Genomic DNA, 26,186 nt, shown 5'->3' on the forward strand with positions numbered 1-26,186 from the left:
GATACCTGGAGACAAGCCCCGGGGAGAGCCGATGTCGATGCCCGCGGAGTTCGACGAGATCGCCAAGCGCGTGAACAACTGGGGTCGTTGGGGCGCCGAGGACGAGATCGGCACCCTCAACCTGATCACCGACGAGGTCGTCCGCGAGGCCGCCGCGACCGTCCGCACGGGCCGCCGCATCCCCCTCGCGCTGCCCCTGCGGCAGGACGGCGTGCAGACCGGGATGATCCCGGGGCGGGTCAATCCGCTGCACGCCATGGTGCAGATCAACCAGGAGCTGTTCGGCCCGGGGTCGGTGGCGTGCAGCGACGACGCCGTGACCATGGGGCTGCAGGCCGCCACCCACTGGGACGCGCTGCCCCATGTCTCGCACTCGGGCCGGCTCTACAACGGCCGCCCGGCCGGCACCGTCACCGCGCACGGCGGCGCCGAGTTCAGCGGCATCGACAAGGCGCGGCACGTCGTCTCGCGCGGGGTGCTGCTGGATGTGGCACGCACGCGTGGCACAGACCGGCTGGAGGGCGGGCACGCGGTCACCCCCGAGGACCTGGAGGCCGCCGAGGAAATGGCCGGTACGCGCGTACGTGCCGGCGACATAGTGCTCGTACGCACCGGGCAGATCCAGGTCTGTCTCGCGGGGGACAAACACGCGTACGGCTATCCCTCGCCGGGACTGTCGATCCGTACCCCGGAGTGGTTCCACGCGCGCGATGTCGCCGCCGTCGCGAACGACACCCTCACGTTCGAGATCTTCCCGCCCGAGATCGAGGACCTGTGGCTGCCCGTACACGCGCTCGACCTGGTGGAGATGGGGATGCTGCAGGGCCAGAACTGGAATCTCGAAGAGTTGTCCACAGCCTGTGGAGAAGAGGGCAGATACACGTTCCTGCTGTCGGCGATGCCCGAGCCCTTCGTCGGCGCGACGGGAACTCCGGTGGCCCCCGTCGCCATCCTGTGAGATTCGTCGACCGGCGGCGCGGTGCTCCCGCCCCGAGCACGGCACCACGCGCCGCCGACCGACTCGGCGTACCCGCCCCGGCTCTTCCTGACCCTGAGAAAGCCGACGCCGAATCACGATCCGCACTCGTCGAGGGCTCCCGTCACCGAAGCCCTCGTCGTCCCCTCACGGCGAATCGCTGACCACAAGCGTGATCAAACGGACACGATGCGTCAACACCCGTACGGGGATTTATTACTTAAGCCCAATTTGTCGCGGGCGCGCACAGAAGCACATCCCGGCGCATCGCCTCAGCCGGCCAGGGCGTGAGAGCGGTTTCTGCGACCGTGCACCGGGCCTGACGGACCTTCCACGCCCGTGCGCCGGTCACACCGCCTCGAACGCCAGCCCGTCGTACGCCGTCACACCACCCACGCAGGCCTGTGCGGTCTGCCGGGTCTGCGCGCAGCGGTCGAGTTCGCACCAGATGCGCTTGCCCGCGCCCTCGGGGCTCCAGCCCCAGCGGTCGGCGAGACCGTCGACGAGGGCGAGGCCTCGGCCGCCGGTCGCGTCACCGTCGGCGCACCGGGGCACGGGGGCCCGGTCGCTGGTGTCGGCCACCTCGAGGCGAACGGTGGCCGATTCGGCGGCCACACCGGGCAGGGAGAGCCGCAGCACGGCCGGACAGCCGGTGTGCACCACGGCGTTGGTGACCAGTTCGGAGACGAGCAGGATCAGCGTCTCGGCGAGCGGCTCGTCGACCTCTATCCCGGATCCCGCGAGGCGGGAACGCGCCCACCTCCGGGCTCGCCCCACCTCAGCGGGGTCGGGCCGGACTTCCAGCTGCACCTGAAGCACCTGCACCGCTCACACCATCCGAACCGGCGGACACATGACCTCGCGCCACGCGCGCGCCGCGACGAGGGCCACGATCGTAGCCATTTTCTGCATGACCAGAACAATGGCCAGTGCAGAGCCCAGAGCAAGGGTCACGGAACGTGAATCCCTTAAGAGACAGCATGGTTGACGTACAGTCACGCCAACAAGCGCTTCGGGCATATTCCAGCGCGAAGGAGTACCCGTGCGGCATACTGTGCGACGCTCAATGCGGGGACTCGAACAGGCCAGTTCCGGCGTCACCCCGGGGGCAACACCGGTACGGCTCACGCTCGCAGCCACTCGCATCCCACAGAAGGTACCGGAGCGGGACGCCGACTCCAGGACGTGACGGGTCACGCGTAGGACACAACCCGATATCAACGCTCCGTAATTCCGGTATGCCACAATCCGCGACAACCGCGAGGGCGGCTTCCGCGACATCCCAGGCCGGCGCCGTTCAGGTCACCAGATCGGCCGCGAGCAGTTCCTCACTCTCCGTGACACCGCCGCCACGTTGCGCCCGCACCCATGACCGCTTGAGATGCAGATGCACCTCGGAGTCCCAGGTGAAGCCCATGCCGCCGTGCACCTGGAGGCAGTCGCGGGCGCCGCGCACGGCGGCCTCGTCGGCGAGCAGCCGGGCCGCGGCGATGTCGCTGCGGTCGGCGGTGACGGCGGCCGCGTAGACCGCGGCGCGTGCCACTTCGGCGCGCACCAGCATCTGTGCGCACAGATGCTTGACCGCCTGGAAGGCCCCGATCGGCTGCCCGAACTGCTCACGCGTCCGGGCGTGTTGCACGGCCAGCTCGCACACGCGCGTGGCGGTGCCTAGCTGCTCGGCGGCGGTGAGGAGGTCTGCGACGGGATCGGCGGGCGCCGGCGCGGGCACCCGGTGCAGGGGGGTCAGCGGATCCACCGACCGCAGCGGTACGGCTCCCTCGGCGCCCGGCCGTACGACGTCCGCCTCGTCCCGCCACTCCACGAGCCGCCCATCGGCGGCGGCCACGACAACTTCCCCCGTGGCGGCTCCGGGCACTTCCCCGGCCGCGAGATGGGTGGCCACGAGCGGCCCGAGTACCAGCGCCCGGCCGGCTTCCTCAAAGGCCAACACGGCTTCCGGCAACCCAAGTCCGGCCCCGCCGTCGGCCTCGGACAACCGCAGGGAGAAGAACCCAAGCTCTCCAAGGGCCCGCCACCGGGCACGGTCAAGCCGGGGCTGGGTATCGCCGCCCTTAAGGGGCGCGGGGCTGTACATATCAGCGGCTCCGCCGCGGGGCGCGACCAGCCGCCACGGACCCGCAGCCGGTCCACGACCGATCACACCCCGCACGGCATCCCGCAAAGCCCGCTGCTCAACGGTCAGTTGAAACCGCACCGCTCACCGCCCCTTCGGCAGCCCCAGAATCCGCTCGGCAACGATGTTCTGCTGAATCTGCGAGGTCCCGGCAGCGATGGTGTACGCCAGCGACGACAGCCGGTCGAGCATCCAGGGCCGGTCCAGATCCAGGGCATCCGCCCCCAGAACCGCGGCAGCGACGTCGTACAACTCCTGCCGCGCATGCGAATACCGCAGTTTGAAAACCGAACCCCCCACCCCCGGCACACCGCCGGAGGCCTCCGCCTCGCTCACGTTCCACTGGATCAGCCGCCACAGCCCCCGGAACTCCGCGTTCAGCCTCCCGAGGCGCCGTCGGAGCACGGGGTCGTCCCAGCGGCCGTTGGCCCTCGCCTCCGCGGCGAGTTCGCCCAGCACCCGTCGGCAGGCGACCACCTCGCCCACGAACGCCGTACCGCGCTCGAACGACAGCGTCACCATGGTCACGCGCCAGCCGTCGTTCTCGTCCCCGACCCGGTTCTCGACCGGCACCCGTACGTCGTCGAGGAACACCTCCGCGAACTCGGCCGACCCGGCAAGGGTCCGCAGCGGCCGTACGGTGATGCCCGGCAAGGCCATGGGCATGGCGAGCCAGGTGATCCCGCGATGCTTCGGCGCCGCCGGATCCGTACGGACCAACAGCTCGCACCAGTCGGCCACTTCGGCGTGGGAAGTCCAGATCTTGGACCCGCTCACCACGTACGCGTCGCCGTCCCTGCACGCGCGCGTGCGCAGTGCCGCGAGGTCGGAGCCGGCGTCCGGCTCGCTGAAGCCCTGGCACCAGACCTCCTCGCCGCGCAGGATCGGCGGCAGCCAGCGGGCCCGCTGCTCGTCGGTCCCCTCTGCGGCGATCGTCGGCCCGGCGTGCAGCAGCCCGACGAAGTTCGCGCCCACATAGGGGGCGCCCGCCTTCTCGGTCTCCTCCAGGAAGATCAGCCGGGTGGTCGGGGAGGCGTCCCAGTGGACGTCGGCGTACCCGGCGTCGTACAGCATCCGCTGCCAGCCGAGGTCGTACGCCCTGCGCCCGGGCCAGTCCTCCGGGGAGGGTTTCGCCGGCAGCGTCGGCAGCACCTTGCCGAGCCACTCCGCGAGCCGCGCCCGGAAGTCCTCCTCCTCGGGCGTGTACGACAGGTCCATCAGCGGTCGAGGTCCAGGTCGAGCATGCGGATCGCGTTGCCGCGCATCAGCTTGTGGACCGTCTCGTCGTCGAGGCCCTTCACATGGTCGAGGGCGACCTCCTTGGTGTGCGGGAAGGTCGAGTCGACGTGCGGATAGTCGGTCTCGAAGGTGGCGTTGTCCCGGCCCACCACGTCCAGCGAGGCCACCCCGTGCTTGTCGCGGAAGAAGCAGCAGAACATCTGCCGGTAGTAGTACGTCGACGGGGGCTCCGGGATCAGGTCGCGCACGCCACCCCAGGCGCGGTGTTCCTCCCAGACGTCGTCGGCGCGTTCCAGGGCGTACGGGATCCAGCCCATCTGGCCCTCGGAGTAGGCGAGTTTGAGGGTCGGGTACTTCACCAGCACCCCGCTGAACAGGTAGTCCATCATCGAGGCCATGGCGTTGTTGAAGCTCAGCGAGGCCTGCACCGCGGGGGGTGCGTCGGGTGAGGCGGCGGGCATCTGGGAACTGCTGCCGATGTGCATGTTGACGACCGTCCCGGTCTCCTGGCAGACCGCGAAGAACGGGTCCCAGTAGCCGGAGTGGATGGAGGGCAGGCCGAGATAGGTGGGGATCTCGGAGAAGGTCACCGCCTTCACTCCGCGTGCGGCGTTGCGCCGGATCTCCGCGACCGCGAGCTCCACGTCCCACAGCGGGATCAGACACAGCGGGATGAGCCGGCCGCCGCTGTCGCCGCACCACTCCTCGACCATCCAGTCGTTGTAGGCGCGCACACAGGCCAGCGCAACCTCCTTGTCGTGCGCCTCGGCGAAGGTCTGCCCGCAGAAGCGGGGGAAGGACGGGAAGCAGAGGCTGGCCTCGACATGGTTGAGGTCCATGTCCTCGAGCCGGGCCTTGGGGTCCCAGCAGCCGCGCCGCATCTCCTCCCGGGTGATGCCCTCCAGGGTCATCTCGTCGCGGTCGAATCCGACGGCGGCGATGTTCCGCTTGTACGGGAACTTCAGATCCTCGTAGATCCACCAGTCGGTCGGCTGACCCTCCGGGTCCATCGTGATCCGGTACTTCCCGCCTACGTAGGCGAGCTCGCCGATCCCGGCGGTGAGGGCCTGCGGGCCCCGGTCGCGGTACTTCTGAGGCAGCCAGGTCTCGAAGAGATGGGCGGGCTCGATCACGTGGTCGTCGACGCTGATGATGCGGGGCAGTTCGGTCATGGGTCCCCCACTGGGCACTCAGTTATCTGATGGACCGTCAGATTCGCTTCATCGAGCAGGCTAGTCGCGCACCTCTGGACCGACAAGGCGCCGAGCCCTACGCTCTGCGCACGATCTGACTGCCCGTCAGGTCGGCACCAGCTCCGTGTCAGCTCCACGAGGGGGTCGCCGTGAACGACACCGCCCACGCGCTGAGCGCATCCCGCACCCTCTGGGACCTGGTCGCCCGCCGCGCCGGCCTCACCCCCGACCGGCCGGTCCTGCTCCAGGACGACCGCTCGCTGAGTTTCGGCGAGCTACGCGCGCGTGCCGAGCGCGTCGCGGCCGGTCTGTACGACATGGGGGTACGTCCCGGCACGGTGGTCGCCTGGCAGCTGCCCACCCGGATCGAGACGGCCCTGCTGTCCTTCGCGCTGGCCCGCCTGGGTGCCGTACAGACTCCGGTCATCCCGTTCTACCGGGACCGCGAGGTCGGCTTCGCGCTGCGGGAGTCCAAGGCCGAGTTCTTCGCCGTACCCGGTGAGTGGCGGGGCTTCGACCACACCGGGATGGCGCGGCGGCTCGGTGCGAAGGGGGTCTTCGAGGCGTACGACGTGCTGCCGGACGGCGATCCGGGGGTGCTGCCCCCGCCGCCCTCCGACGGCACCTCGGTGCGCTGGATCTACTGGACCTCGGGGACCACCTCCGATCCCAAGGGCGTGCTGCACACGGACCGTTCGCTGATCGCGGGCGGCTCCTGTCTCGCACACGCGCTGCGGCTCTCGGCGGACGACGTGGGCTCGATGGCCTTCCCGTACGCCCATATCGCCGGGCCGGACTACACGGTGATGCTGCTGCTGTACGGCTTCCCGGCGGTGATGTTCGAGCAGTTCGCCCTGCCGGACGCGCTGGAGGGATATCGCAGGCACGGGGTGACGGTCGCGGGCGGGTCGACGGCGTTCTACTCGATGTTCCTGGCGGAACAGCGCAAGCAGCCCGGGCAAAAGGTCATTCCTTCGCTACGGCTGCTCGCGGGCGGCGGGGCGCCGAAGCCGCCGGAGGTGTACCACGCCGTCGTACGGGAGATGGGGGTGCAGCTCACCCACGGGTACGGCATGACCGAGGTGCCGATGATCACCATGGGGGCGCCGGACGACACCGTGGAGAACCTGGCGACGACGGAGGGGCGGCCGCCGGAGGGGATGGAGATACGGATCGTGGACGGGGAGGTGCGGCTGCGCGGGGAGGCCGTGTGCCAGGGGTATCTGGATCCGGCGCAGACGGCGGAGGCCTTCGACGAGGAAGGGTTTCTGCGCACCGGTGACCTGGGGTTCGTGACGGACAGCGGGCATCTCGTCCTCACCGGGCGGCTCAAGGACGTGATCATCCGCAAGGGCGAGAACATCTCGGCGAAGGAGATCGAGGACCTGCTGGCCGCCCACCCGGCGGTCGGGGACGTCGCGGTGATCGGGCTGCCGGACGCCGAGCGCGGGGAGCGCGTGTGCGCAGTGATCGAGAGGGGGGCACAGCCCGAAGGCGCCGTGGAGTTGACCCTGGACGCGGTGACGTCGTACCTGCGCGCGGAAGGGCTGTCGGTGCACAAGCTGCCGGAGCAGCTGGAGGTGGTGGACGCCCTGCCGCGTAACGAGACGCTCCGCAAGGTGCTCAAGTACAGGCTGCGGGAGCGCTACGGGCACGGCGCCGACCAGCGGCCGGGTCCTACTCGGGGACGGTGAAGTAGCGGGCGAACGCCGGGACGATCTCCGCCTCGCCGACCTTGCCGTCGCCGTCGGTGTCGAGCGCCGCGGCGGCGGCCTTGGCGATGTCCTCGTCCGCGCCCAGGATGCGCAGCACGCGCGCGGTGTCCTCGACGGTGGCGGCACCGTCGCCGTCGGTGTCGGCCAGGTCGAGGGCCGCGTGCAGGAAGGGGCGGGCGATCTCGGCGAACCGCTCGGGGTTGTCACGCAGGCGCTTGACCGCGCCGTTCACGAACTCCTCGCGGTTGATGCGCTGGTCGCCGTCCCGGTCCGCTATTCCGGCCATGCCCTGCCAGAACGCCTCGGCCCCGCCGTACAGCGCCTGGCCCTTGTCGGAGCGGGCCGCGACGCCGAACTCGGCGAGCAGCGCCTTGGCCGCCGAGCTGAAGTCCTCGCGGTCGATGAAGCCGTTGCCGTCCTGGTCGAAGGTGGCGAACCGGGCGGCGATCCTGCGCTCGTACTCGCTGCTGACCATGTCTTTCGGGCCGCCTTACGTCATCTCGGGTGCGTCTCGTCGGAGCGTACGACGCGGGAGGCCGTCCGGGCGCGGGAAAGCGGCGCTTGTGCCAAGACCGGGGGAATTTCGGGACAACTGTGTGGCACATGGAGCTGAGCTGCGACCCCTTGAACAGCTTCCGCCCAGGTCAGGCCGAAAGCGGATCGGCCTCTTCCGCGACCGCCGAGGCCACGTCGGCGTACACGTCAAACAGCCGGCGCACGCCCAGGGCGCCCAGGACGCGGTTGACGTGTGAGCCCTCGACCGCGCCCTGCGCCGGGAGTATCAGACGCAGGGTGCCCTGGCAGGAGCGGATGAGGCGGCGGACGGCGATGAGTACGCCGACGCCGCTCGAGTCGCAGAAGAAGACCTCGGAGAGGTCGAGGACGAGGCCGTGACGGCCGTCGGCCACCACGTCGTGCACCCGCTGACGCAGCACCGGCGACGTCAGCAGGTCCAGCTCGCCCGACACACGGAGCACGGTCCAGTCGCCCTGCTCACCGTCGGTCACATAGAACGCCACCACCATGCCCTTCGCTCGCCGGAGTCCCCCGCAAAACGGAAGCCATTCCTACGCTTCCTTGCAGCGCGGCTGCCCAGCGGCCGTTCCCTGAAACACGACGCAAGAAACGGAAACCGATCAGAAGAGGCTTGTTTTAATCGACTTCGATCCTGTTCGATCAGGTCTGATCGAAGGTCGAGCGGGTAGGCAGGCACAGAACGCAGGCTGCACACATTGCGACAAAGCGACGTGCACTGTCGTAGGTGCCGACTACATTCGAGGAGACGATGGACGCAGGCCGGGCCGACGAACGGGCAGGGGTGAGGGGGCCGTATGACGAAGAAGGACGCACCGCCCCGCTGGGACCGCAAGATGCAGCAGCGACTTGCACGCGGTGAGGCGGCCGCCCTCGGCGAGTTCTACGACCGGTTCGCCTCCCTCGTGCACGGCCTGGCCCACCGCGTCCTGGGGGACGAGCGCGCGGCCGACGGCATCACGCGTGACGTCTTCGCGCACGTCTGGGAACACCCCGAGGCGTACGACCCCCAACAGGGCCCGCTGCGCTCCTGGGTCGCCACGCTGACCCACCGGCTCGCCGTGCAGCGGCTGCGCGCCACCGAGACCGCCGCGCTGGCCCAGGGCTCCGGCGGCTCCGCCGAGGAGCTGGAGCGCAAGGTGCGCCGCGCCTCGGTCGCCGCCCGCGCCGACTACATCGTCACGTCCATGCCCGCCCCGCTGCGCGCCGCCCTGGACCTGGCCTACTTCCAGCGCCGCGACTACCGCCAGACCGCCGCCGACCTCGGTGTCACCGAGGACGAGGCCCGCCGCCGGCTCCGCCTGGGCCTGCAGCTGCTGGCCACCGCCCACGACGCCGGCGCACCCGGGGCACCACCCGGTTACGGGAGTGCCGTGTGAACGACGCAGGCAGCGCCGACCGCTTCGAGCACGGGGGATTCGACGGCGAGGACGACCCCGACGGCCGGAACGGCGCCGAGGGCAAGGGCGACTTCTCGGACAAGAGCGACTTTGAGGACAAGCGCGTCTTCGAGGGTGAGAGCGGCAAACAAGACGAGCAGGACAAGCAGGACAAGCACGAGCGGCAGGAGGGGTACGGCATCCCGGGCGGACCCGCGAACGACAACGGCGACGACATCCCTCAGCGCCCCGGGCAGCCGCCCCGCATACCGATGCCCCGCGCCTCCGTCGAGGACGGCGGACGGCCGCTGCCCGCCCTGGAGGACCTGGGAGAGGCGGCGCCGCGGCGCGCCCCGCTGGTCCTGGAGCACCGCGTCCTGAAGTCGCTCCTCGGCGCATGGGCGCTGGCCGCCTGCTCGCCGGACGAGACGGCGGCCGTCGAGGAACACCTGGGCGACTGCGGCTCCTGCGCCGACGAGGCGCTGCGGCTGCGTGAGGCGGTCGGACTGCTGCACCAGCCGGAGAGCCTCGACCTGGACCCGGGCCTGCGCACCCGCGTCCTGGACGGCTGCCTCGACCGGCGCCCGCCCCGCGTCCCGGTGCCCGGATGGGCGGCTCCGTACGACGCGGAGGCCGCCCGGCTCGACGCGCTGCTGCAGGACATCGGGGACGCCGAGTGGCACAGGCCCGTGCGGCTGCGCTGGTTCGAGGCCGAGGGCCCCATGACCCGTCGTACGACGGTCGCCGGGGTCATCGCCCACCTGCTGTCGGTCGACGGGCTGGTCGCGGTCGCCCTCGGCATGGACGACCCGCTCGGCGACATGGCCGGGGCGGCCCCCACACCCCGGGCCCGCACCGAGGCGTACTGGCGCACCTCGCACTTCCCGCCGGGCCGTTCCGTACGGGCCCCCTGGCGCGAGCAGACCCATGACCTCGTCCGCGCGGTGTCCTTCATCAGCGACTCGGGGCCGGCCCGGCCGGCCGTCTCCTACGGCGACTTCGAACTGCCGCTGCGGGACGCGATGCTGGACCGGGCCTTCGAGTGCTGGGTGCACGCCGAGGACATCGCCGAGGCCGTCGACTACCCGTACGAGCCGCCCGCCCCACGCCATATGAACCGCATGATCGACCTCGCGGCGCGTGTCCTTCCGGACGTACTGGCGACCCGCCGCCGGGCCGGCCTGGCCTCGCCTCCCCATCACCGGCACCTCGTCCCGGCGGGCGAGCCGGGTCGCAGCCTGCGGCTGGAGATCGAAGGGTTGGGCGGCGGCGAGTGGCTGATCCCCCTCGACTCCCCCGCGGCGGTCGGCTCCGCCGCGCACGAGGTGGCTCACGTGGCCCTGGACGGCGCCGAGTTCTGCCGCCTGGCAGCGGGCCATGTGCCTCCGGCGGAGGCGGCGGTGGGGCAGGTCGGTGACCGGGAGGCGATCAGGGATGTGCTGTTCGCTGCAGCTGCCTTGAGCCGGATGTAGGGGGCGGTTCGGTTTCGCCGGCGGCAGCCCCGAGCTGCTAGGCGAACACAACCGTCCGGCGCCCGTTGAGCAGAATGCGCCGCTCCGCATGCCACTTCACGGCCCGCGCCAGCGCCTGGCACTCCACGTCACGCCCGATCGCGACGAGCTGATCCGGCGTGACGTCATGCCCCACCCGCTCGACCTCCTGCTCGATGATCGGCCCCTCATCAAGATCCGCGGTGACGTAATGCGCCGTCGCCCCGATCAACTTCACCCCCCTGGCATGAGCCTGGTGATACGGCTTCGCGCCCTTGAAGCTCGGCAGGAAGGAATGGTGGATGTTGATGATCCGCCCGCTGAGCTGCTTGCACAGATCGTCGGAGAGCACCTGCATGTAGCGGGCGAGCACCACCAGCTCGACCCCCTCCTCACGGACGATCTCCAGCAGCCGCGCCTCAGCCTCCGCCTTGTTGTCCTTCGTCACCGGAATGTGGTGGAAAGGAATGTTGTACGAGCCGACGAGCTCGGCGAAATCCGTGTGGTTCGACACCACCGCCGCGATCTCCACCGGCAGCGCACCGATCCGCGCCCGGAACAGCAGGTCGTTCAGGCAGTGCCCGAACTTGCTGACCATGAGCACGATGCGCATCTTCTCGTCGGCCCGGCTGATCTGCCAGTCCATGTGGAACGAGTCACCGATCGCCGCGAAGCTCGCCCGCAGCTTGTCCACCGTCACCGGCTCCTCGGCGGAGAAGTGGACGCGCATGAAGAACAGACCCGTGTCGTGGTCGCCGAACTGCTGACTGTCCTCGATGTTGCAGCCGGTCATGAAGAGATAGCTCGACACGGCGTGCACGACGCCCCGCTTGTCGGGGCAGGAGAGCGTGAGGACGTACTGGTCGTCGAGCGCCGCGGCTCGGGTGGACTGCTCGTTCATGCAGGACAGGGTCCCATAAGTGGGCCCCTGTCCGGACCGGAGTCCGCTACGCGGACCTCGTCATGATCCGCAGCACCTCGAGCGTGCGCGGCGGCGCGTCCGGGTCCTCCCCGTCGGCCATCGCCATCCGCACGTGCGCGTCCCGGGCCGCGCGGACCGCCTCCGGCCAGGCCTGGTTCTCGACGTACGCGGAGACCGGAGCGTCGGGCCCGACCTGGTGCATGATCCGCAGCACCCGGAGCACGGCGGTGTCGACGAGGGCCGCCTCCTGGGAGTCCCGGAATATCGTGCCCACGTACTTCTCGGCGGACCAGTTGTCCAGCCAGGTGTCCTCGACCAGGCGGTACACGGCATCGGTCACGTCCCCGTATCCGTCTACGCCGGCCAGCCAGACGTTCTGCTGGAACGCCGGGTCGGAGAGCATGTGCAGCGCGGAGCGCACATTGCTGCGCCAGCGCCACCACGGCATGTCGTTCAGTGGCATGCCGCCCATGGTGGAGGAGCGACGGCCGCGACGGGAAGAGTTCTCCGAACCTTGCACGGTCATCGATCGTACGTTCTCCCGCTCGGGCGTCCCAGCGGCCCCCGCAATTCACCTTGACGTCACCGGTCGATAACCGAGGGTCACCCCCGGGTTGGCGATGTGGCGGAAGCGTGTGTACCCATGACCGGCAGGCGACGCAATCGCAGCACCTTCCTCCCCACACGCACCCGGCCTCACAGAGCCACCGTCCTCTCGGCGGGGGCGCTGGTCGCGTGTGCCTCGCTCGCCGCCGGTTGCGGGGTCATCCCCGGTACCACGGGGGGTTCCGGGGACGACCCGATCACCGTCATGACCTGGGCACCTTCGGACACCAAAGCGACCAACAAGCCCGGCATGCCGGCCTTCGCGCAGGCCTACGCCCGCTGGATCAACGCCCAGGGCGGCATCAACGGCCGCAAGCTGAAGGTCCTGACCTGCAACGAGCACAACGACAGCGTGGCCGCCGCGAAGTGCGCCCGCCTCGCCGTCAAGGAGAACGTCGTCGCGGTCGTCGGCTCCTACAGCCAGTACGGCGACTCCTACCTCCCCGAGCTGGAGGGCGCCGGCATCCCCTACATCGGCGGCTACGGCGTCACGACCGCCGAGTTCACCAGCCCCATGTCGTACCCGGTCAACGGCGGCCAGCCCGCCCTGCTGGCCGGCCTCGGCAAGGAACTCGCCGGCGGCTGCGGCCCGGTGGCGCTCGTACGGCCCGACAGCATCACGGGCGACGAACTGCCCGCCATGCTCGACTCCGGACTGAAGGCGGGCGGGCACCGCCCCGCGATCGACCAGCGGGCGGCGGACGACACCACCGAGTACTCGGGGCCCTCGCAGCAGGCGCTGACGGCCACGACCGGCAACCGGGCGGAGAAGGGGTGCGTGATCCCCGCGCTCGGGGACCGCACCGACACCTTCATGGACTCCTTCCGGCGCGACCGCGAGGACTATCCCGCGGTGAAGACCGCCGCCACGCTCGACAGCGTCGACCAGACGGTGATCAACGAGTCCGGCGGGCAGTCGGGGCCGTACGAGGGCTCGTACGTCACGGGCTGGTACCCGGTGTCGAGCGATCCGCGCTGGGACGCCATGAAGAAGGTGATCCAGAAGCAGGCCTTCGGCGACAACCGCATCGACGCCTCGGACACCGGGGTGCAGACGACCTGGATCGCGTACACGGTGTTCAGGTCCGTCGTCGCGTCGCTGGGCAGCGGCGACGTGTCCGCCGACACGGTGCGCAAGGCCCTCGACGACGGGCTGAAGGTCGACACCGGGGGGCTGACACCGACGCTGCAGTGGTCCTCCGAGGGCCCGCTGGCCGCCATCGGCTTCTCCCGCATGGTCAACGCCGACGTGACGCTCCAGGTCGTGCGCCAGGGCCAACTCGTGGCGGCGGACAAGGGGTTCGTCGACGTGACGAAGACGCTGCGGAGCGCGGACGTGAACTGAGGCCCACGTCCGCGCCTTCACGTCACAGCTGGGTCGGCTGGCGCGAGGTCAGGCCGTAGGTCTTCGCGATGGCGTTCCACAGCTGGGCCGCCTTGACCTTCTGCTGGCTGGCGGTGCCGCTCTCGCGGTTGCCGGCCGCGGTCTGGCCGGTGGGGCGGGCCTGGCCCTTCTTGCAGCCCTTCTTGCCGCCGACCTGGTCGGCCCAGGCCGCATAGTGGTTGTCGGCCGCCGCGGACGCCTGCCAGGCCCTGGTGAGCGCGGCGGTCAGCGCGGCGTGGTTCGGAAGCCTGTCGACGGACAGGCCGGACAGCCGGGTGACCAGCTCGGTGCGCTGCTTGGCCGCGCCGCGCAGGTCGGAGGCGGCCTGGCCGAGGTCCCTGCACCCCTTCACACTGTCCACCGCCCGGATCACCGAGGCCCGGCTGTCACCGCTGTCGGCGAGCAGCTTGTCCAGGGCGACGGCCTGCTGCTTCGCCGGATCGCCTGCCGAGGAGGCGGAGCCGTCGGTGGCCGGGGCCGTGGCGGAGACGGTCTGGTTCTTGTCCTTGGTGCCGCCGCCCCCGCCGTTGAGCAGCGCGCCGGCACCGACGCCGAGCACGACGATGCCGACACCGATCGCGGCGATGAGCGGCACCCGCGAGCGTCCCCCACTCTCGGCTTCGCCGGAGCGGGGGGACCCCCATCGGCCGTCGCCGGGCGGCGGGTACGCGCCCTGCGGGGGCTGCGCAGCCTGCGGCGGCGGCTGCTGGAAGCGCGGCATCTGCTGCGTGGCCTGGGCGGGGCTCTCGCTGCCGGGCCCGCTGCGGAACAGGTTGTCGAACTCGGCGGGCGGCTGCCGGTCCCCGCCCTGCGGCATGCCGTACGGCGCCTGCCCGGTCACGGGGGGTATGTACTGCGTGGCCTGGGAGTCGGGCCCGGCCGCATGCGGCACATGCCCGAGGAACTGCGTGGCCTCGGAGACCGGTCCACCCCCACTCACCTCGGGCGGCAACGCCCCCGGCGCAACGGGCGGAATGTACTGCGTCGCCCCTTCGGCATCGGAAACAGCGGCAACGGGCGGTATGTACTGGGTTGCTCCCTCATCCACAGCGGGCGGAAGAGGAGCACCGCCGGGAGCGGCGGGAGAGCCGTAGCCGCCGGGGTGGGCGGGAGGCAGCGGGGCAGCCGGGCCTCCGTGCGGCGCGGCCCCCGAAGCCGGGGCACCGTACGCGTCCGCGCCCGGCGCGGCAGCAGAGCCGTAACCACCGGAGCGGTCGGCCGGCAGCGGCGCGGCCGGGCCTCCCTGCGCGGCGGGCGGCAAGGGCGCGTTCGCCGGGGGCTGCGGGATCGCGGGCTGCCCGCCGTACGACGGGGCCGGGGTGCCCTCAGGGGGCAGGGCGCCGGACGTGTGGGCACCCCACTGGTCCGGCGGCGGCGACTGCTGCGGGTCGGGTGCCCCCCACGCCGGGGCCGGTGGGGTCGGCCAGCCCTGGCCCGGCGGCGGGGCCGGGCTCTGCTGCTGCTCGGGGCCCCATGGCGTGCCCCAGGCCTGACCGCCGGGCGGGGCCGCGCCCGGGGCCTGCGGAGCGCCGTACGGGCCTGCCTGCTGCCCGGCGGAGTCGCCGGCAGGCGGTCCGCCGTAGGGGCCGGGCTGCGGGCCGGCCGGAGCCTGGGCGCCCAGCATGCCCGGCAGCAGGGGCTCGCCGCCGTCGGAGGGCAGCACGATGCCTTCGCGCGCTTCGCGCGGCGAGGGCTCCTCGCCCTGTCCACTCTGCGTCACCGGGACTCCTACGAATGGGGGACCTTCGGAATCGTCGGCTCACGCTACCGGGTCCCCCGAGCCGGGTGCCACGCAGCTCAGGGCGCAACCTCCTTCCCTGTGACAGCAGTAACAAAACCGCTCTACAGACCGCTGTATCTGTCACCCACTTCCGCCGGCCCCGCACGGCAACCGGCCGTTCGCCGCAGGTTCACGCAGCCGCCTGCAGGTCAAGGCGGGCTCCGAACTCCCGCACCACCGGCTCGTCCCGGTACGGGTCCAGCCGCTGCTGGAAGTCCTCCAGGTACTCGGCGCCCCGGTTGGAGCGCAGGGACTCGAGGAGCTCCACGGCCTTCAGGCCCGTGTTGCAGCCCTGCTCGATCTCCCGCTGCTGCACCTGCGCGGTGGCCAGCAGCACATACCCGATGGCACGCCGGCGCGCCTTGGTCTCGGGGAGCCCGGCCAGGGACTCCTGCGCGCACCGCGCCGCCGCCTCGGCCTGCCCGAGGTCCCGGTGGCAGTGCGCCAACTCGTCGGCCAGATACGCCTCGTCGAAGTGCGCGATCCACGCCGGGTCGTCCCCGGAGGCGGAATCGGCGGACTCCAGCGCCGTGACCGCCCGCCCGGACGCCACCTGGGCCGCCCGTGCGTCACCCATCAACGCGTGCCCGCGCGCCTCCGCCGCGTAGAACATCGCCTCCGCGCGCGGTGTCACGCGCCCCCGCGCCCCCTCCTGCGCCGCCCGCGCCAACTGCGCGATCTCACGCGGGTTTCCGAGCTGCGCGGCGAGGTGGCTCATGGAGGCGGCGAGGACATACCCGCCGTAGCCGCGGTCCCCTGCGGCCTGGGCGAGCCGCAGCGCCTGGATGTAGTACCGCTGGGCCAGGCCCGGTTGCCCGGTGTCGACGGCCATGTAGCCCGCGAGCTCGGTCAGCCGGGCCACCGCGGCGAACAGATCACGGCCGACGGCCTCCCGGTACGACCCCGCCAGCAGCCCCGAGACGACGCTGTTGAGGTAGTGCACGACCACCGGGCGCACATGCCCGCTGCCGTACTGATGGTCCAGATCCACCAGCGCCTGCGTCATCGCGCGCACGGCCGCCACGTCGGACTGCCCCACCCGGGGCCCCGCCGAGCGCGACACCTGCGAGTCGGGCGAGGAGATCAGCCAGTCCCGGCTCGGCTCGACCAGCGCGGACGCGGCGACGGACGAACCGGACAGGAAGTCCCGGCGCCCCACGTCACTGCGCCACAGCTCGCAGACCTGTTCGATGGCTCCCAGTACCGTCGGCGAGAACTGGAGCCCGACGCCCGAGGCGAGGTTCTTGCCGTTGGCCATGCCGATCTCGTCGATCGTGACCGTACGGCCGAGCTTGCGGCCCAGCGCCTCCGCGATGATCGCCGGGGCGCGCCCACGCGGCTGCTGCCCGCGCAGCCAACGGGCCACGGACGTCTTGTCGTAGCGCAGGTCGAGGCCGTGCTCGGCGCCGCACATGTTGACCCGACGGGCGAGCCCGGCGTTCGAGCACCCCGCCTCCTGGATGAGCGCCTGCAACCGTTCGTTCGGCTGTCGCGCGACGAGAGGCCTTGCGGCCATGGCGTACCCCCTGGGAACAATTCCCTGAAGCGAAAAGATCCGGCCGTGAAGATCAATGCCCCGCCGACAGACGTAAAATGCGAGGCTTGCGCGGATTGCCGGGGTAAAGGCGGAACCCGACCCCACCGGTGGCTACCCAGCTCACGCCGAGGTTCCTCCCGCGCGCCCCCACACATGCATCCATGCGCCCCAGATACGGAATCAATGCTCCTCCCCCGCGCGCGTTACCCCCGTAACTCCAGGTGGATGCGGGAGTTGAGTTCACCGTGGAAGAGACGATCGCCGGCCCCGAAGCCGCTCAGATTCCGAAGCAGCGCGGGGAATCGCTGCAGGAGACCGCCGTCCGCTACGCCGAGGAGCGCCACTGGGACGTCTTTCCCGGCACCTGGCTGGAGGCCGTCGACGGGGTGTGGCACTGCTCCTGCGGCGACCCCGCGTGCGCCGCGCGCGGCGCACATCCGGCGGACGACGACTGGGAGGCGCTGGCGACGGGCAGTGCGACCGTCGCCCGCCGGATGTGGCAGAAGCACCCGAGGGCGTCGATCCTGCTGCCGACGGGCCGTACGTTCGACGCGATCGAGGTCGCCGAGACCGCGGGGTTCCTCGCGCTGGCGCGCATGGAGCGCATGGAGTTGACGCTCGGTCCTGTGACGTTGACGCCGGATCGCCGGATGCACTTCTTCGTGCTGCCCGGGGCGGCGGTGAAGATGCCCGAACTGGTGCGGAAGTTGGGCTGGTCGCCCTCGTCCTTGGATCTCGTTGTCCTCGGGGAGGGGGGGTATGTGGCTGCGCCGCCTACGCGGTACGGGTCGCGGGGGGCCGTTCAGTGGGCCTGTCGGCCCACGCCCGCCAATCGGTGGCTGCCGGATGCGGAGGAACTGATTTCGCCGCTTGCCTATGCGTGTGGGCGGGATCGGTAGGTTCGCGACTGCGGGTTGTGTGTGGTTGCTCGCGCCCACGCGGCGGAGCCGCTGATCAGCACAGCCCCGCGCCCCTTCAGGGCGGCTGCAGCGCCGTAGGGTTGATCCATGACGTCAGCCGCCGTGCGCGTACAGGGACTGTGGAAGCGGTTCGGGCAGCAAGTTGCCGTTGCCGGGATTGATCTGGAACTACCCGCGGGGAAGTTCATCGGGCTCGTCGGGCCGAACGGAGCGGGGAAGACCACGACCCTCTCCATGGTGACCGGCCTGCTGCGGCCCGATCAGGGGAGTGTCGAGGTCGTCGGGCACGACGTCTGGCGGGATCCGGTGGCGGTGAAGGCGCGGATCGGGGTGCTGCCGGAGGGGCTGCGGCTGTTCGAGCGGCTGTCGGGGCGTGAACTGCTCGCGTACAGCGGGCGGTTGCGCGGGCTGCCCGGGGCCGAGGTCGACAAGCGGGCCACGCAGCTTCTCGATGTGCTCGACCTGGCCGGCGCCCAGCACAAGCTCGTCGTCGACTACTCGACCGGTATGCGCAAGAAGATCGGCCTTGCGGCCGCGCTGCTCCACAACCCCGAAGTGCTCTTCCTCGACGAGCCGTTCGAGGGCGTCGACCCGGTGTCCGCCCAGACCATCCGCGGGGTCCTGGAGCGGTACACGGCCTCGGGCGCCACCGTCGTCTTCTCCTCCCACGTCATGGAGCTCGTCGAGTCGCTGTGCGACTGGGTGGCCGTGATGGCCGCCGGCCGTATCCGCGCGCACGGCACGCTCGCCGAGGTGCGCGGGGAGGCGGCCTCGCTGCAGCAGGCGTTCCTCGAACTCGTCGGCGCGGGCGGCCGCGACACGGGGTCGCACCTGGACTGGCTGGGCGGCGGCGCACGATGACGGGCGAAGCCGACCTCACTCCCGTCTTCGTACGGCTGAAGCTGTCGCTGCTGCGCAACGGGCTCAGGCAGTCCGGCGGACGGCGGGCCGCCTATGTCGTCTCGGCCGTCGTCGTGGTGCTGTTCGGGGCGCTGCAACTGCTCGGGCTGATCGCGCTGCACGGCAACACGCACGCCCTGCCCGTGGTCCTGCTCCTGACGGCCGTACTGGCGCTGGGCTGGGCGGTGATGCCGCTGTTCTTCCCGAGCGGCGACGAGACGCTCGACCCGACGCGGCTTGTGATGCTGCCGCTGCGGCCCCGGCCGCTGGTGCGGGCGCTGCTCGCGGCCTCGCTGGTGGGCATCGGGCCGCTGTTCACGCTGCTTCTGCTGGCCGGTTCGGTGATCGCGGTCGCACACGGCGGGGCGGCGTACGCCGTCGGTGTCCTCGCCGTCGTCCTCGGGCTGCTGGTGTGCGTGGCCCTGGCGCGGGCCGTCGCCGCCGCCAACATCCGCCTGCTGACCAGCCGCAAGGGCCGCGACCTGGCGGTGCTGAGCGGCCTGGTCATCGCGATCGGCGCGCAGCTGGTCAACTTCGGGGCGCAGCACCTGGGTTCCTCCGGGCTCTCGCAACTCGACCCGGTGGCGGACGTCCTGAAGTGGGTGCCGCCCGCGTCGGCCATCGGCGCGGTGCAGTCGGCGAGCGACGGCTCGTACGGCGTGGCCGTCCTCCAACTGGCCCTGACCGTGGGCGCGTTGATACTGCTGCTCGCCGTCTGGTCGCGCCATCTGACCCGGCTGATGACCTCGCCCGACGGCTCCACCCTCCAGGCCGCCGAACCCGCCGCCCGCGAACGGACCACCGGCGGTCTCGCCCGTCTGCTGCCCTCCGGGCGCACCGGCACGGTCATGGAACGCAGCCTGCGCTACATCTGGCGCGACCCCAAGACCAAGGCGGCCTGGGTGACCTCGCTCGCCATCGGCCTGATCGTGCCCGTGTTCAACGCGCTGCAGGGCACCGGCTCGATCTACTTCGCGTGCTTCGCCGCGGGCATGCTCGGCATCCAGATGTACAACCAGTTCGGGCAGGACACCTCCGCGTTCTGGATGGTCGCCACCACCATCTCCTCCGCGCACGACGCCTATGTCGAGCTGCGCGGGCGAGCGCTCGCCCTGCTGGTGATCACCCTGCCGTACGCCACCCTCGTGACCGTCCTGACCACCGCGATGCTCGGCGACTGGCCCCGTCTGCCCGAGGTGCTCGGCCTGTCCTTCTCCCTGCTCGGCGCGATGCTGGCGACCGGCGCATGGACATCCGCCCGTTTCCCGTACTCCATCCCGCAGGAGGGCTACAAGAACGTGGCCCCCGGCCAGGCCGGCCTCGCCTGGATCTCCATCTTCGGCGGCATGGTCTCCGCGGCCCTGCTGTCCGCCCCCGTCATCGTCGCCACGATCTGGGCAAACGTGGCCAAGGACGGCGACCAGTGGGGCTGGCTGCTGCTGCCGGTCGGCGCAGCGTACGGGGCAGGCATCACCTTGGCAGGCCTACGCCTGGCAGCCCCCCGCACAGCGGCCCGCCTCCCGGAGATCCTGACGGCGGTAAGCAAGGGCTGACGGCACCATTTGACGCGGGGGGGGCTACAACGCGCCCCGAAGGGGCGCGGGGAACGGCGCGATCAACCACAAACAACCCGCACCCGCCAAACAACAGCACCCCCGAGCCACTAGGCGCCCTGCCCAGCCTCACGCAGTGAACACCGCATCGAGAAACGGCTCGACGGCCGCCCGCCAAGCCACCGGCTGGTCATAGTGCACAAGATGCCCCGCATCAGCCACCTCCGCATACTCGCCGAGAGGCAGCACCCGCACCATCTCCTGCGCCTCGGCCCGCCCCAACTCCCCGTCGACCCCGCGCACGACAAGTGCCGGACACCGCACCTGCGCAAGCTCCTCCCAGTGCGCGTCATACACCCAGGTCTCCCGGGAGCGCAGCATCTGCTCGTGGTCGAAGACGGGACGCCAGCCGTCGGGTGACTCGTGCATCACCTCGGCGTAGAACTCCCCCCGCGCCGGATTCGGCCGCTCCACCCACGGGTCGTCCTCGCCGAACCACTTGCGTACGTCGGCGAGCGTGGCGAAGGGGACGGGCCAGGCCTTGAACCAGTCAGCCCACTCCCGCTGTGAGGCGATCCCCAGTGCGGAGGCCCGCATGTCGCAGATGACCACGCCCCGAACCAGTTCGGGGCGCTTGGCAGCGAGCTGCCAGGCCGTCAGCGCGCCCATGGCGTGGCCGATGAGGACGGCCGGGGCGAGACCGAGCTGCTCGAGGGCGGCCTCGGCATCCTCGACGTACGCCTCACGGGTGAAGGAGGCCTGCGGGGGCTTGTCGCTCTGGCCGTGGCCGCGCTGGTCGAGCGCGACGGCGCGGTGCCGCCCGGACAGCCAGCGGGCGGTGGCCGCCCAGTGCGAGGCGCGGCCCATCAGGCCGTGCAGTAACAGCACTCCGGGGGTGTCCTCGGACACGGGCTGAGCCGGATCGGTCTTGGGAGGGTCGCCGAACTCCCAGGCCGCGAGGCGTACGCCACCCGCTCCCGTCACGTCGATGCGTCGCGCCATGGTCCTGGCACCCCCCTAGCTCCGCTCGGACCGCTCGCTCCCGCTCGAGCCGGCCGGTCCTGTGAACCGTGTCCTGCCGTGCCGTGCAGCTGCCTGTTCCTGTGAGCTCAGTTCTTGTGCGCTCAGTGCTGGTGCGCTCACTCCTGAAGCGCACATTCCGCGTGACCTGTCACCGAAGGCTATCGAATGACTATTCGAAAATACTGCGCCTGCGAGCAACACCCCTCGTACGAGTGACCTCGCCCGAGGAATGATCGCCGCCGCCGAGGGGAGATCTTCAGCGGGAGGCGGACCGCTCGGGGAAAGAGGTCCGAAGGGGATGACCCTGAGAGCTCGGGGCTCCGGGTCAGCACAGGGGAGGACAGGCCCCGGCGCCGTATGGCGCCGGGGCCCTCCACACGTCTGCGGCACATCCTCCCGGCCCCCCTCAGGTCATATGCCTCACGCGACAGCCTCGCACGCGAAGCGTCCGGGCGCTGCGATTTCGACGCACTGAATCCCGGCACCGAAGACATCGGCGACCAACCCACAGGACGCCTCAAACCCCCCTGGAACAACGAAAGTTGACGGCTTCAGCGCTTGGCGACGAACACATGCGAGGCGACATCCGCCTCCAGCTCGGCCGCCTCACCGCCACTGCCCACCAGCACACCGCCCGCCGACTCCGTCACACTCACCACCGAACCGGGCTGCACCCCAGCCCGCCGCAGCGTGTACATCAGCTGCGCATCCGTCTGGATCGGCTCACCGATACGGCGCACCACGACCGTCTTGCCGTCGGCGCCCGGGTCGAGGTCCGCCAGCGACACCATGCCCTCGTCCAGGAACGGGTCCGCGCCGTCCTTCTCGCCCAGCTCCTCCAGACCCGGGATCGGGTTGCCGTACGGCGACTCGGTCGGGTGCCGCAGCAGCTCCAGCACGCGCCGCTCCACGGCCTCGCTCATCACGTGCTCCCAGCGACACGCCTCCGCGTGCACCTGCTCCCACTCCAGGCCGATCACATCGACCAGCAGACACTCGGCGAGCCGGTGCTTGCGCATCACGCGCGTGGCGAGGCGACGGCCCTCGTCCGTCAGCTCCAGATGGCGGTCCGTCGCGACGGACACGAGACCGTCCCGCTCCATCCGCGCCACCGTCTGGCTGACGGTCGGCCCGCTCTGGTCCAGCCGCTCGGCGATCCGGGCGCGCATGGGGACCACACCTTCCTCCTCCAGCTCGAGGATGGTGCGGAGATACATCTCCGTGGTGTCGATCAGTCCGGACATACGTGCCCCTCGATGAGATCTGCCGGAAGCACGACAGCTTCCCGGCGTGTGCGCTGGCCCTGGATTCAATTCTGACGCATACCACTGACAACCGTGCCTCGCCGCTGAAACCACGGCGTTACGACCGGGCGCTCACCCCCCGTATTGACATGGCACTGGTCCAGACCGCACGGTGATCCGCGACACATCCGCGCCCGGACCCCACACCGCCCCGGAAGGACCCGCATGAGCGACGGCAAACTGGCCGACCAGTTCTTCGACGCCGCGATCGACCTCCTGCAACGGGTCCGGGACGAGGAGGCGCAGTCCATCACGGCGGCCGGCACCCTGCTCGCCGACACTGTCACGGACGGCGGCCGCCTCTTCGCCTTCGGCGCCGGTCACTCCTCACTGGCCGCCCAGGACGTCGTCTACCGAGCAGGCGGACTCGCCCTGATGAACCTGCTCGCCGTGCCGGGCGTCGTCGGCGTCGACGTGATGCCGGCCACGCTGGGCTCCGCCCTGGAGCGCGTCGACGGCCTCGCGACCGCCGTCCTCGACTCCTCGCCGCTCCGCACCGGGGACGCCCTGGTGATCATCTCCCTCTCCGGCCGCAACGCCCTCCCCGTCGAAATGGCCCTGCACGCCCGCGCGCTCGGCGTGAAGGTCATCGGCGTGACCTCAGTGGCGTACGCGACCGAGACCCGGTCCCGGCACACCTCCGGCACCTATCTGCGCGACCACTGCGACCTCGTGCTCGACTCCAAGATCCCCATCGGCGACGCCACCCTCACCCTCGACAGCATCCCGGCCCCCTTCGCCCCGGCCTCCACGGTCGTCACCAGCGCGATCCTCCAGGCCGTCATGGCCACGGCAGCAGGCACCCTGGCCGAACGCGGCATCGAACCACCCCTGCTGCGCTCGGGAAACGTGGACGGCGGCCACGAGTGGAACGCACGGGTGATGGAGGAATACGGGGACCGGATCTTCTACCAGCAGTAGCCACGCACCCGCCGGACCGCGCTACCGCCCCACAACCCCCGCCAGGTCCAACGCCGCAGCGATCCGAACGGCCACATCCTCCGCGTACAGCGAATCCACCCGCTCGAACTGGCTCCGCCCGCTCCCCCGCAGAAACGTCACGACCCCCAGCGTCCGCCCCCGGCTCCGCAGCACCGCACACAACGCGTGCACCGCGTCCCCCGGCCACTGCCGAGCCAGCGCCCACTCCCGCGCCTGCTCCGCCGGCACCGCCCCCACGCTCGCCCGCACGGACCCCGCCCGCTCCACGCACTGCAACGCCGGATGCCCCTGCCCGTACCGCACCGGCAACCCCGCCTGCCCGGTCAGCAGACTCGGCCCCGGCGCCCCGGACGGCGTCGCGGCGACCCGCACCAGCCGTACGGGACCCTCCGCCGCCCCGTCGGCCACCGCACCGCCCGCCACCCGGTCGATCAGCGCATGATCGGCGAACCCGGCGAGCGCGAAGTCCAGATGGACGGTCGCCGCCTCACCCGGGTCCTCGCACTCCGCGGCCGCCCGGGCCGCCCGGTGCAGCTGATTGGTCCTGAACCGCAGCAGCGCCGCCTCCTGCTCGCCCTGCTTGCCCTCCGTCACGTCCTGGAAGAGCCAGGCGACACCCAACGGCACCGGCTCCTCCGCGAGTGGCGAAGCCAGCCGTACGAAGCCGCAGCGCCAGCACCGCCGCTGATCGCCCTCCGGCGTCCGCACACTCACCCAGATCTCGGCCGGCGCCGGCGGCGCGCCCTCCGCGAGCACATGCGTGAGCGCGCTCTCCAGCTCCTCCACACCCTGGGCGAGCAACTCCCCCAGCGGCCGCCCGAGCGCCGACGTACGCCCGATGCCGAGCGCACGCGCCGCATGAGCGTTCACCACCGCGGGCCGCAGATCGGCATCGACCAGCACGACACCCCAGCTCGCGTCCTCGAACAACGCCTCGCTCAGCGCGATCGACCGCTCCAGATCGATCTGCGCATGCACCTCGCTGAAGGCGCAGTACACACCCGCCGGCTTGCCGTCGGGCCCGCGCACCGCCGCGGACTGCGTCCGCACCAGCACCCGCCCGCCGTCCTTCGTCAGCAGCGCGAACTCGTGCACCTGCCGCCCCGGGGCCTCCATGGCGGACATCAGCCGCCCCTCGACCTCCTCGGCATCCGCAGGGCGCACCGCCCACCCCGCGAACCCGTGCCGGCCCACCGCCTCGGCCGCGCTCCACCCCAGAATCCGCTCGGCCTCACGATTCCAATGGGTGACGACCCCGCCCGCGTCGAAGGCACACAGCGCCGCATCCATCCCGTCGAGCAGCGCGGCCAGCAGATCGGAGCCGTCAGGGCCCACCGGGCCGGCCCGCTCGGGCTCATCGGGCCCCAGCTCGTCGGTGGTCCCACTACGCCGGGAAGCACTCACCTGGACCCCCTGCCAAGCTGCGTCCGCACGTACGGCGCGTCGGTTCGCTCACTCGCAATCATCTAACTGGAACGTGACGCAGCACACACCGAGTTCCCCCAAGATTGAAGGAATCGTTGTAACGCCCGCCGGTCCCTATGATCCGGCCATCACCAGCCGAAGATCAATCCACAGATCGCTCTCACCGTCCAGCACATACCGGTCGGTCTCGACAAACCCGCACTTCCCGGCAAACCGCAGCCCGCCCTCATTGGCCGCCAGCACACACGTCTCGATCACCCCGGCACCCAGCACGCGCGCGTGGGCCAACCCCTTCTCGTAGATCGTCCGCCCGAACCCCCGCCCCCGGAACTCGGGCAACACCCGCGCGATCACCGTGGCCACACCCTCCTCGCCCTCCGGCGGCCGCACGGTCGAACACCCGACGAGAACATCCCCCAGATACGCGTTCTCCAACCGGTAACGCCCGAGACGCTCCCGTGCCTCGTCCAGGGACATGGCGGCAGGCGGCACTATCTCGTTGTGGACGAACCGCCACTCCTCCAGCATCGCCTCGGAGCCGACGGCCTCGATCCGCAGCACCGGGCGCCGCGCGTACACCTCGATCTCGATCCGCATCCGAGGATCAGCCAGCCCGACCACCATCATGGTCGCCGCCGGCCGCACCTCCCCGAACGCCCGCCGCAACACCGGCCAGCAGGGCTCGAAGTCGTCCCGCTCAGGCAGCAGATACCGCACCCGCACGACATCACCCAGCCCGCACCCCGCGTCCGCGAGCGCCGCCTCGATGTTCCGTATGCACTGCTCGGCCTGCGCGACGACGTCGTCGGAGATCGTCATCGTCGCGTAGTCGAACCCGGTGGTCCCGGACACATGCACCCAGTCCCCGTCGACCACGGCCCGTGCGTAACCGATCTGCTCCTCGAAGGTCGACCCACTGAGGATCGCGCGTCGCTGCGTCATGGTCGAAAAGCTAGATCACCGGCCGCTGCCAAAAAAAGTGGTTGATCGTGCGCCGACCCGTTCTTAGGGTGTGGGTTACACGAGAAGGGAGGTGGTTCGGCAGATGTATGAATACCGGACGCGTGAGGTGACTGCGGGCTAGCGGCTCGCCACCACACCGAGTGCGGTGCCGGACCAGCACGGGAGAGAACCGTGCAGCCGGCCCAATCCCAAGCAGTCACCCGACCCGCGAGCTCGCCGGTACGTCCGGCCGGCTCCTCCGCCCAGGCGGAGGGACCAGAGCTCGCG

General features: G+C 70.9%; 23 protein-coding genes. 9 read left to right on the plus strand and 14 right to left on the minus strand.

Annotated elements, in window-relative coordinates; translation table 11 throughout:
- Window positions 1-31 precede the first annotated feature (31 nt).
- Window positions 32-958 (plus strand): cyclase family protein, encoded by a 927-nt coding sequence (locus tag ACFY1U_RS29430; protein WP_390697138.1) that lies wholly within the window; start codon window positions 32-34, stop codon window positions 956-958.
- A 366-nt stretch (window positions 959-1,324) separates the two neighbouring features.
- Here the strand turns inward: ACFY1U_RS29430 and ACFY1U_RS29435 are convergent, their stop codons facing one another.
- The 4 genes from ACFY1U_RS29435 to ACFY1U_RS29450 all read right to left on the minus strand — a co-directional run bounded on the left by ACFY1U_RS29435 (window position 1,325) and on the right by ACFY1U_RS29450 (window position 5,521).
- Window positions 1,325-1,786 (minus strand): ATP-binding protein, encoded by a 462-nt coding sequence (locus ACFY1U_RS29435; protein ID WP_390697139.1) that lies wholly within the window; start codon window positions 1,784-1,786, stop codon window positions 1,325-1,327.
- Between the two features lie 487 nt (window positions 1,787-2,273).
- A complete protein-coding gene (locus tag ACFY1U_RS29440) occupies window positions 2,274-3,071 on the minus strand; it encodes an acyl-CoA dehydrogenase family protein (RefSeq protein ID WP_390697140.1) in 798 nt (265 codons plus the stop codon).
- A 123-nt stretch (window positions 3,072-3,194) separates the two neighbouring features.
- Window positions 3,195-4,328 carry an acyl-CoA dehydrogenase family protein gene (locus ACFY1U_RS29445; protein WP_390697141.1) on the minus strand — a complete coding sequence of 378 codons (1,134 nt, stop codon included), beginning with the start codon at window positions 4,326-4,328 and terminating at the stop codon, window positions 3,195-3,197.
- Complete coding sequence (locus ACFY1U_RS29450; RefSeq protein ID WP_390697142.1) at window positions 4,328-5,521, minus strand: amidohydrolase family protein; 1,194 nt, start codon at window positions 5,519-5,521, stop codon at window positions 4,328-4,330. The genes ACFY1U_RS29445 and ACFY1U_RS29450 overlap by 1 nt, the downstream gene beginning before the upstream one ends.
- Before the next feature lie 170 nt (window positions 5,522-5,691).
- On the opposite strand from ACFY1U_RS29450, the gene ACFY1U_RS29455 reads away from it, so the two are divergent.
- Window positions 5,692-7,236, plus strand: a complete 1,545-nt coding sequence (locus tag ACFY1U_RS29455; RefSeq protein WP_390697143.1) for a class I adenylate-forming enzyme family protein — start codon at window positions 5,692-5,694, stop codon at window positions 7,234-7,236.
- Here ACFY1U_RS29455 and ACFY1U_RS29460 read toward each other — a convergent pair.
- The gene (locus tag ACFY1U_RS29460; protein ID WP_390697144.1) at window positions 7,220-7,732 is read right to left on the minus strand and encodes an EF-hand domain-containing protein; all 513 of its coding nucleotides are present in this window, start codon (window positions 7,730-7,732) and stop codon (window positions 7,220-7,222) included. The genes ACFY1U_RS29455 and ACFY1U_RS29460 overlap by 17 nt on opposite strands.
- 169 nt (window positions 7,733-7,901) lie before the next feature.
- Entirely contained in the window at window positions 7,902-8,282 is a 381-nt protein-coding gene (locus tag ACFY1U_RS29465) for an STAS domain-containing protein (RefSeq protein ID WP_390697145.1), read from the minus strand.
- A 306-nt stretch (window positions 8,283-8,588) separates the two neighbouring features.
- Here ACFY1U_RS29465 and ACFY1U_RS29470 point away from each other — a divergent pair, with 306 nt between their 5' ends.
- Together ACFY1U_RS29470 and ACFY1U_RS29475 are read left to right on the plus strand one after the other, a co-directional pair.
- Window positions 8,589-9,170 (plus strand): sigma-70 family RNA polymerase sigma factor, encoded by a 582-nt coding sequence (locus ACFY1U_RS29470; RefSeq protein WP_390697146.1) that lies wholly within the window; start codon window positions 8,589-8,591, stop codon window positions 9,168-9,170.
- The gene (locus tag ACFY1U_RS29475; RefSeq protein ID WP_390697147.1) at window positions 9,167-10,642 is read left to right on the plus strand and encodes a maleylpyruvate isomerase N-terminal domain-containing protein; all 1,476 of its coding nucleotides are present in this window, start codon (window positions 9,167-9,169) and stop codon (window positions 10,640-10,642) included. Before ACFY1U_RS29470 ends, ACFY1U_RS29475 begins: the two co-directional genes overlap by 4 nt.
- A gap of 37 nt (window positions 10,643-10,679) precedes the next feature.
- Here the strand turns inward: ACFY1U_RS29475 and purU are convergent, their stop codons facing one another.
- Both purU and ACFY1U_RS29485 read right to left on the minus strand, forming a co-directional pair.
- Window positions 10,680-11,561, minus strand: a complete 882-nt coding sequence (gene purU / locus ACFY1U_RS29480; protein ID WP_390697148.1) for a formyltetrahydrofolate deformylase — start codon at window positions 11,559-11,561, stop codon at window positions 10,680-10,682.
- A gap of 46 nt (window positions 11,562-11,607) precedes the next feature.
- Window positions 11,608-12,108 carry a hypothetical protein gene (locus ACFY1U_RS29485; protein ID WP_390697149.1) on the minus strand — a complete coding sequence of 167 codons (501 nt, stop codon included), beginning with the start codon at window positions 12,106-12,108 and terminating at the stop codon, window positions 11,608-11,610.
- Window positions 12,109-12,225: 117 nt separating this feature from the next.
- On the opposite strand from ACFY1U_RS29485, the gene ACFY1U_RS29490 reads away from it, so the two are divergent.
- Window positions 12,226-13,533, plus strand: a complete 1,308-nt coding sequence (locus ACFY1U_RS29490) for an ABC transporter substrate-binding protein (RefSeq protein ID WP_390697150.1) — start codon at window positions 12,226-12,228, stop codon at window positions 13,531-13,533.
- Window positions 13,534-13,555: 22 nt separating this feature from the next.
- On the opposite strand, the gene ACFY1U_RS29495 is transcribed toward ACFY1U_RS29490, so the two are convergent.
- Both ACFY1U_RS29495 and ACFY1U_RS29500 read right to left on the minus strand, forming a co-directional pair.
- On the minus strand, window positions 13,556-15,292 hold the full coding sequence (locus ACFY1U_RS29495; RefSeq protein WP_390697151.1) for a hypothetical protein: 1,737 nt from the start codon (window positions 15,290-15,292) through the stop codon (window positions 13,556-13,558).
- 190 nt (window positions 15,293-15,482) lie between these two features.
- Window positions 15,483-16,868 carry a transcriptional regulator gene (locus ACFY1U_RS29500; protein WP_390697152.1) on the minus strand — a complete coding sequence of 462 codons (1,386 nt, stop codon included), beginning with the start codon at window positions 16,866-16,868 and terminating at the stop codon, window positions 15,483-15,485.
- A 266-nt stretch (window positions 16,869-17,134) separates the two neighbouring features.
- On the opposite strand from ACFY1U_RS29500, the gene ACFY1U_RS29505 reads away from it, so the two are divergent.
- The 3 genes from ACFY1U_RS29505 (at window position 17,135) to ACFY1U_RS29515 (ending at window position 20,262) form a co-directional block, all read left to right on the plus strand.
- The gene (locus tag ACFY1U_RS29505) at window positions 17,135-17,788 is read left to right on the plus strand and encodes a bifunctional DNA primase/polymerase (RefSeq protein ID WP_390697153.1); all 654 of its coding nucleotides are present in this window, start codon (window positions 17,135-17,137) and stop codon (window positions 17,786-17,788) included.
- Window positions 17,789-17,896: 108 nt separating this feature from the next.
- On the plus strand, window positions 17,897-18,670 hold the full coding sequence (locus ACFY1U_RS29510; protein WP_390697154.1) for an ABC transporter ATP-binding protein: 774 nt from the start codon (window positions 17,897-17,899) through the stop codon (window positions 18,668-18,670).
- Window positions 18,667-20,262 (plus strand): transporter, encoded by a 1,596-nt coding sequence (locus ACFY1U_RS29515; protein WP_390697155.1) that lies wholly within the window; start codon window positions 18,667-18,669, stop codon window positions 20,260-20,262. Before ACFY1U_RS29510 ends, ACFY1U_RS29515 begins: the two co-directional genes overlap by 4 nt.
- A gap of 129 nt (window positions 20,263-20,391) precedes the next feature.
- Here the strand turns inward: ACFY1U_RS29515 and ACFY1U_RS29520 are convergent, their stop codons facing one another.
- Both ACFY1U_RS29520 and ACFY1U_RS29525 read right to left on the minus strand, forming a co-directional pair.
- Window positions 20,392-21,264, minus strand: coding sequence for an alpha/beta fold hydrolase (locus tag ACFY1U_RS29520; protein ID WP_390697156.1), 873 nt, complete (start codon window positions 21,262-21,264; stop codon window positions 20,392-20,394).
- 572 nt (window positions 21,265-21,836) lie between these two features.
- On the minus strand, window positions 21,837-22,529 hold the full coding sequence (locus tag ACFY1U_RS29525; protein WP_030941023.1) for a metal-dependent transcriptional regulator: 693 nt from the start codon (window positions 22,527-22,529) through the stop codon (window positions 21,837-21,839).
- Between the two features lie 225 nt (window positions 22,530-22,754).
- Here ACFY1U_RS29525 and ACFY1U_RS29530 point away from each other — a divergent pair, with 225 nt between their 5' ends.
- Window positions 22,755-23,510 (plus strand): SIS domain-containing protein, encoded by a 756-nt coding sequence (locus ACFY1U_RS29530; RefSeq protein ID WP_390697157.1) that lies wholly within the window; start codon window positions 22,755-22,757, stop codon window positions 23,508-23,510.
- A 21-nt stretch (window positions 23,511-23,531) separates the two neighbouring features.
- On the opposite strand, the gene ACFY1U_RS29535 is transcribed toward ACFY1U_RS29530, so the two are convergent.
- Together ACFY1U_RS29535 and ACFY1U_RS29540 are read right to left on the minus strand one after the other, a co-directional pair.
- Window positions 23,532-24,935, minus strand: a complete 1,404-nt coding sequence (locus ACFY1U_RS29535; RefSeq protein WP_390697158.1) for a PAS domain-containing protein — start codon at window positions 24,933-24,935, stop codon at window positions 23,532-23,534.
- 135 nt (window positions 24,936-25,070) lie between these two features.
- Window positions 25,071-25,898, minus strand: coding sequence for a GNAT family N-acetyltransferase (locus ACFY1U_RS29540; protein ID WP_390697159.1), 828 nt, complete (start codon window positions 25,896-25,898; stop codon window positions 25,071-25,073).
- Window positions 25,899-26,186: the final 288 nt, after the last annotated feature.

The sequence above is a fragment of the Streptomyces sp. NPDC001351 genome, from assembly GCF_042896045.1.
Taxonomy (GTDB): domain Bacteria; phylum Actinomycetota; class Actinomycetes; order Streptomycetales; family Streptomycetaceae; genus Streptomyces.

Coding starts and splice junctions, on each gene's coding strand:
- purU (WP_390697148.1), bottom strand. CDS start 11,561: ATGAACGAGCAGTCCACCCGAGCCGCGGCGCTCGACGACCAGTACGTC.
- ACFY1U_RS29510 (WP_390697154.1), top strand. CDS start 17,897: ATGACGTCAGCCGCCGTGCGCGTACAGGGACTGTGGAAGCGGTTCGGG.
- ACFY1U_RS29445 (WP_390697141.1), bottom strand. CDS start 4,328: ATGGACCTGTCGTACACGCCCGAGGAGGAGGACTTCCGGGCGCGGCTC.
- ACFY1U_RS29500 (WP_390697152.1), bottom strand. CDS start 16,868: ATGGCCGCAAGGCCTCTCGTCGCGCGACAGCCGAACGAACGGTTGCAG.
- ACFY1U_RS29540 (WP_390697159.1), bottom strand. CDS start 25,898: ATGACGCAGCGACGCGCGATCCTCAGTGGGTCGACCTTCGAGGAGCAG.
- ACFY1U_RS29515 (WP_390697155.1), top strand. CDS start 18,667: ATGACGGGCGAAGCCGACCTCACTCCCGTCTTCGTACGGCTGAAGCTG.
- ACFY1U_RS29440 (WP_390697140.1), bottom strand. CDS start 3,071: ATGTACAGCCCCGCGCCCCTTAAGGGCGGCGATACCCAGCCCCGGCTT.
- ACFY1U_RS29430 (WP_390697138.1), top strand. CDS start 32: ATGTCGATGCCCGCGGAGTTCGACGAGATCGCCAAGCGCGTGAACAAC.
- ACFY1U_RS29465 (WP_390697145.1), bottom strand. CDS start 8,282: ATGGTGGTGGCGTTCTATGTGACCGACGGTGAGCAGGGCGACTGGACC.
- ACFY1U_RS29520 (WP_390697156.1), bottom strand. CDS start 21,264: ATGGCGCGACGCATCGACGTGACGGGAGCGGGTGGCGTACGCCTCGCG.
- ACFY1U_RS29460 (WP_390697144.1), bottom strand. CDS start 7,732: ATGGTCAGCAGCGAGTACGAGCGCAGGATCGCCGCCCGGTTCGCCACC.
- ACFY1U_RS29490 (WP_390697150.1), top strand. CDS start 12,226: ATGACCGGCAGGCGACGCAATCGCAGCACCTTCCTCCCCACACGCACC.
- ACFY1U_RS29525 (WP_030941023.1), bottom strand. CDS start 22,529: ATGTCCGGACTGATCGACACCACGGAGATGTATCTCCGCACCATCCTC.
- ACFY1U_RS29485 (WP_390697149.1), bottom strand. CDS start 12,108: ATGACCGTGCAAGGTTCGGAGAACTCTTCCCGTCGCGGCCGTCGCTCC.
- ACFY1U_RS29470 (WP_390697146.1), top strand. CDS start 8,589: ATGACGAAGAAGGACGCACCGCCCCGCTGGGACCGCAAGATGCAGCAG.
- ACFY1U_RS29530 (WP_390697157.1), top strand. CDS start 22,755: ATGAGCGACGGCAAACTGGCCGACCAGTTCTTCGACGCCGCGATCGAC.
- ACFY1U_RS29450 (WP_390697142.1), bottom strand. CDS start 5,521: ATGACCGAACTGCCCCGCATCATCAGCGTCGACGACCACGTGATCGAG.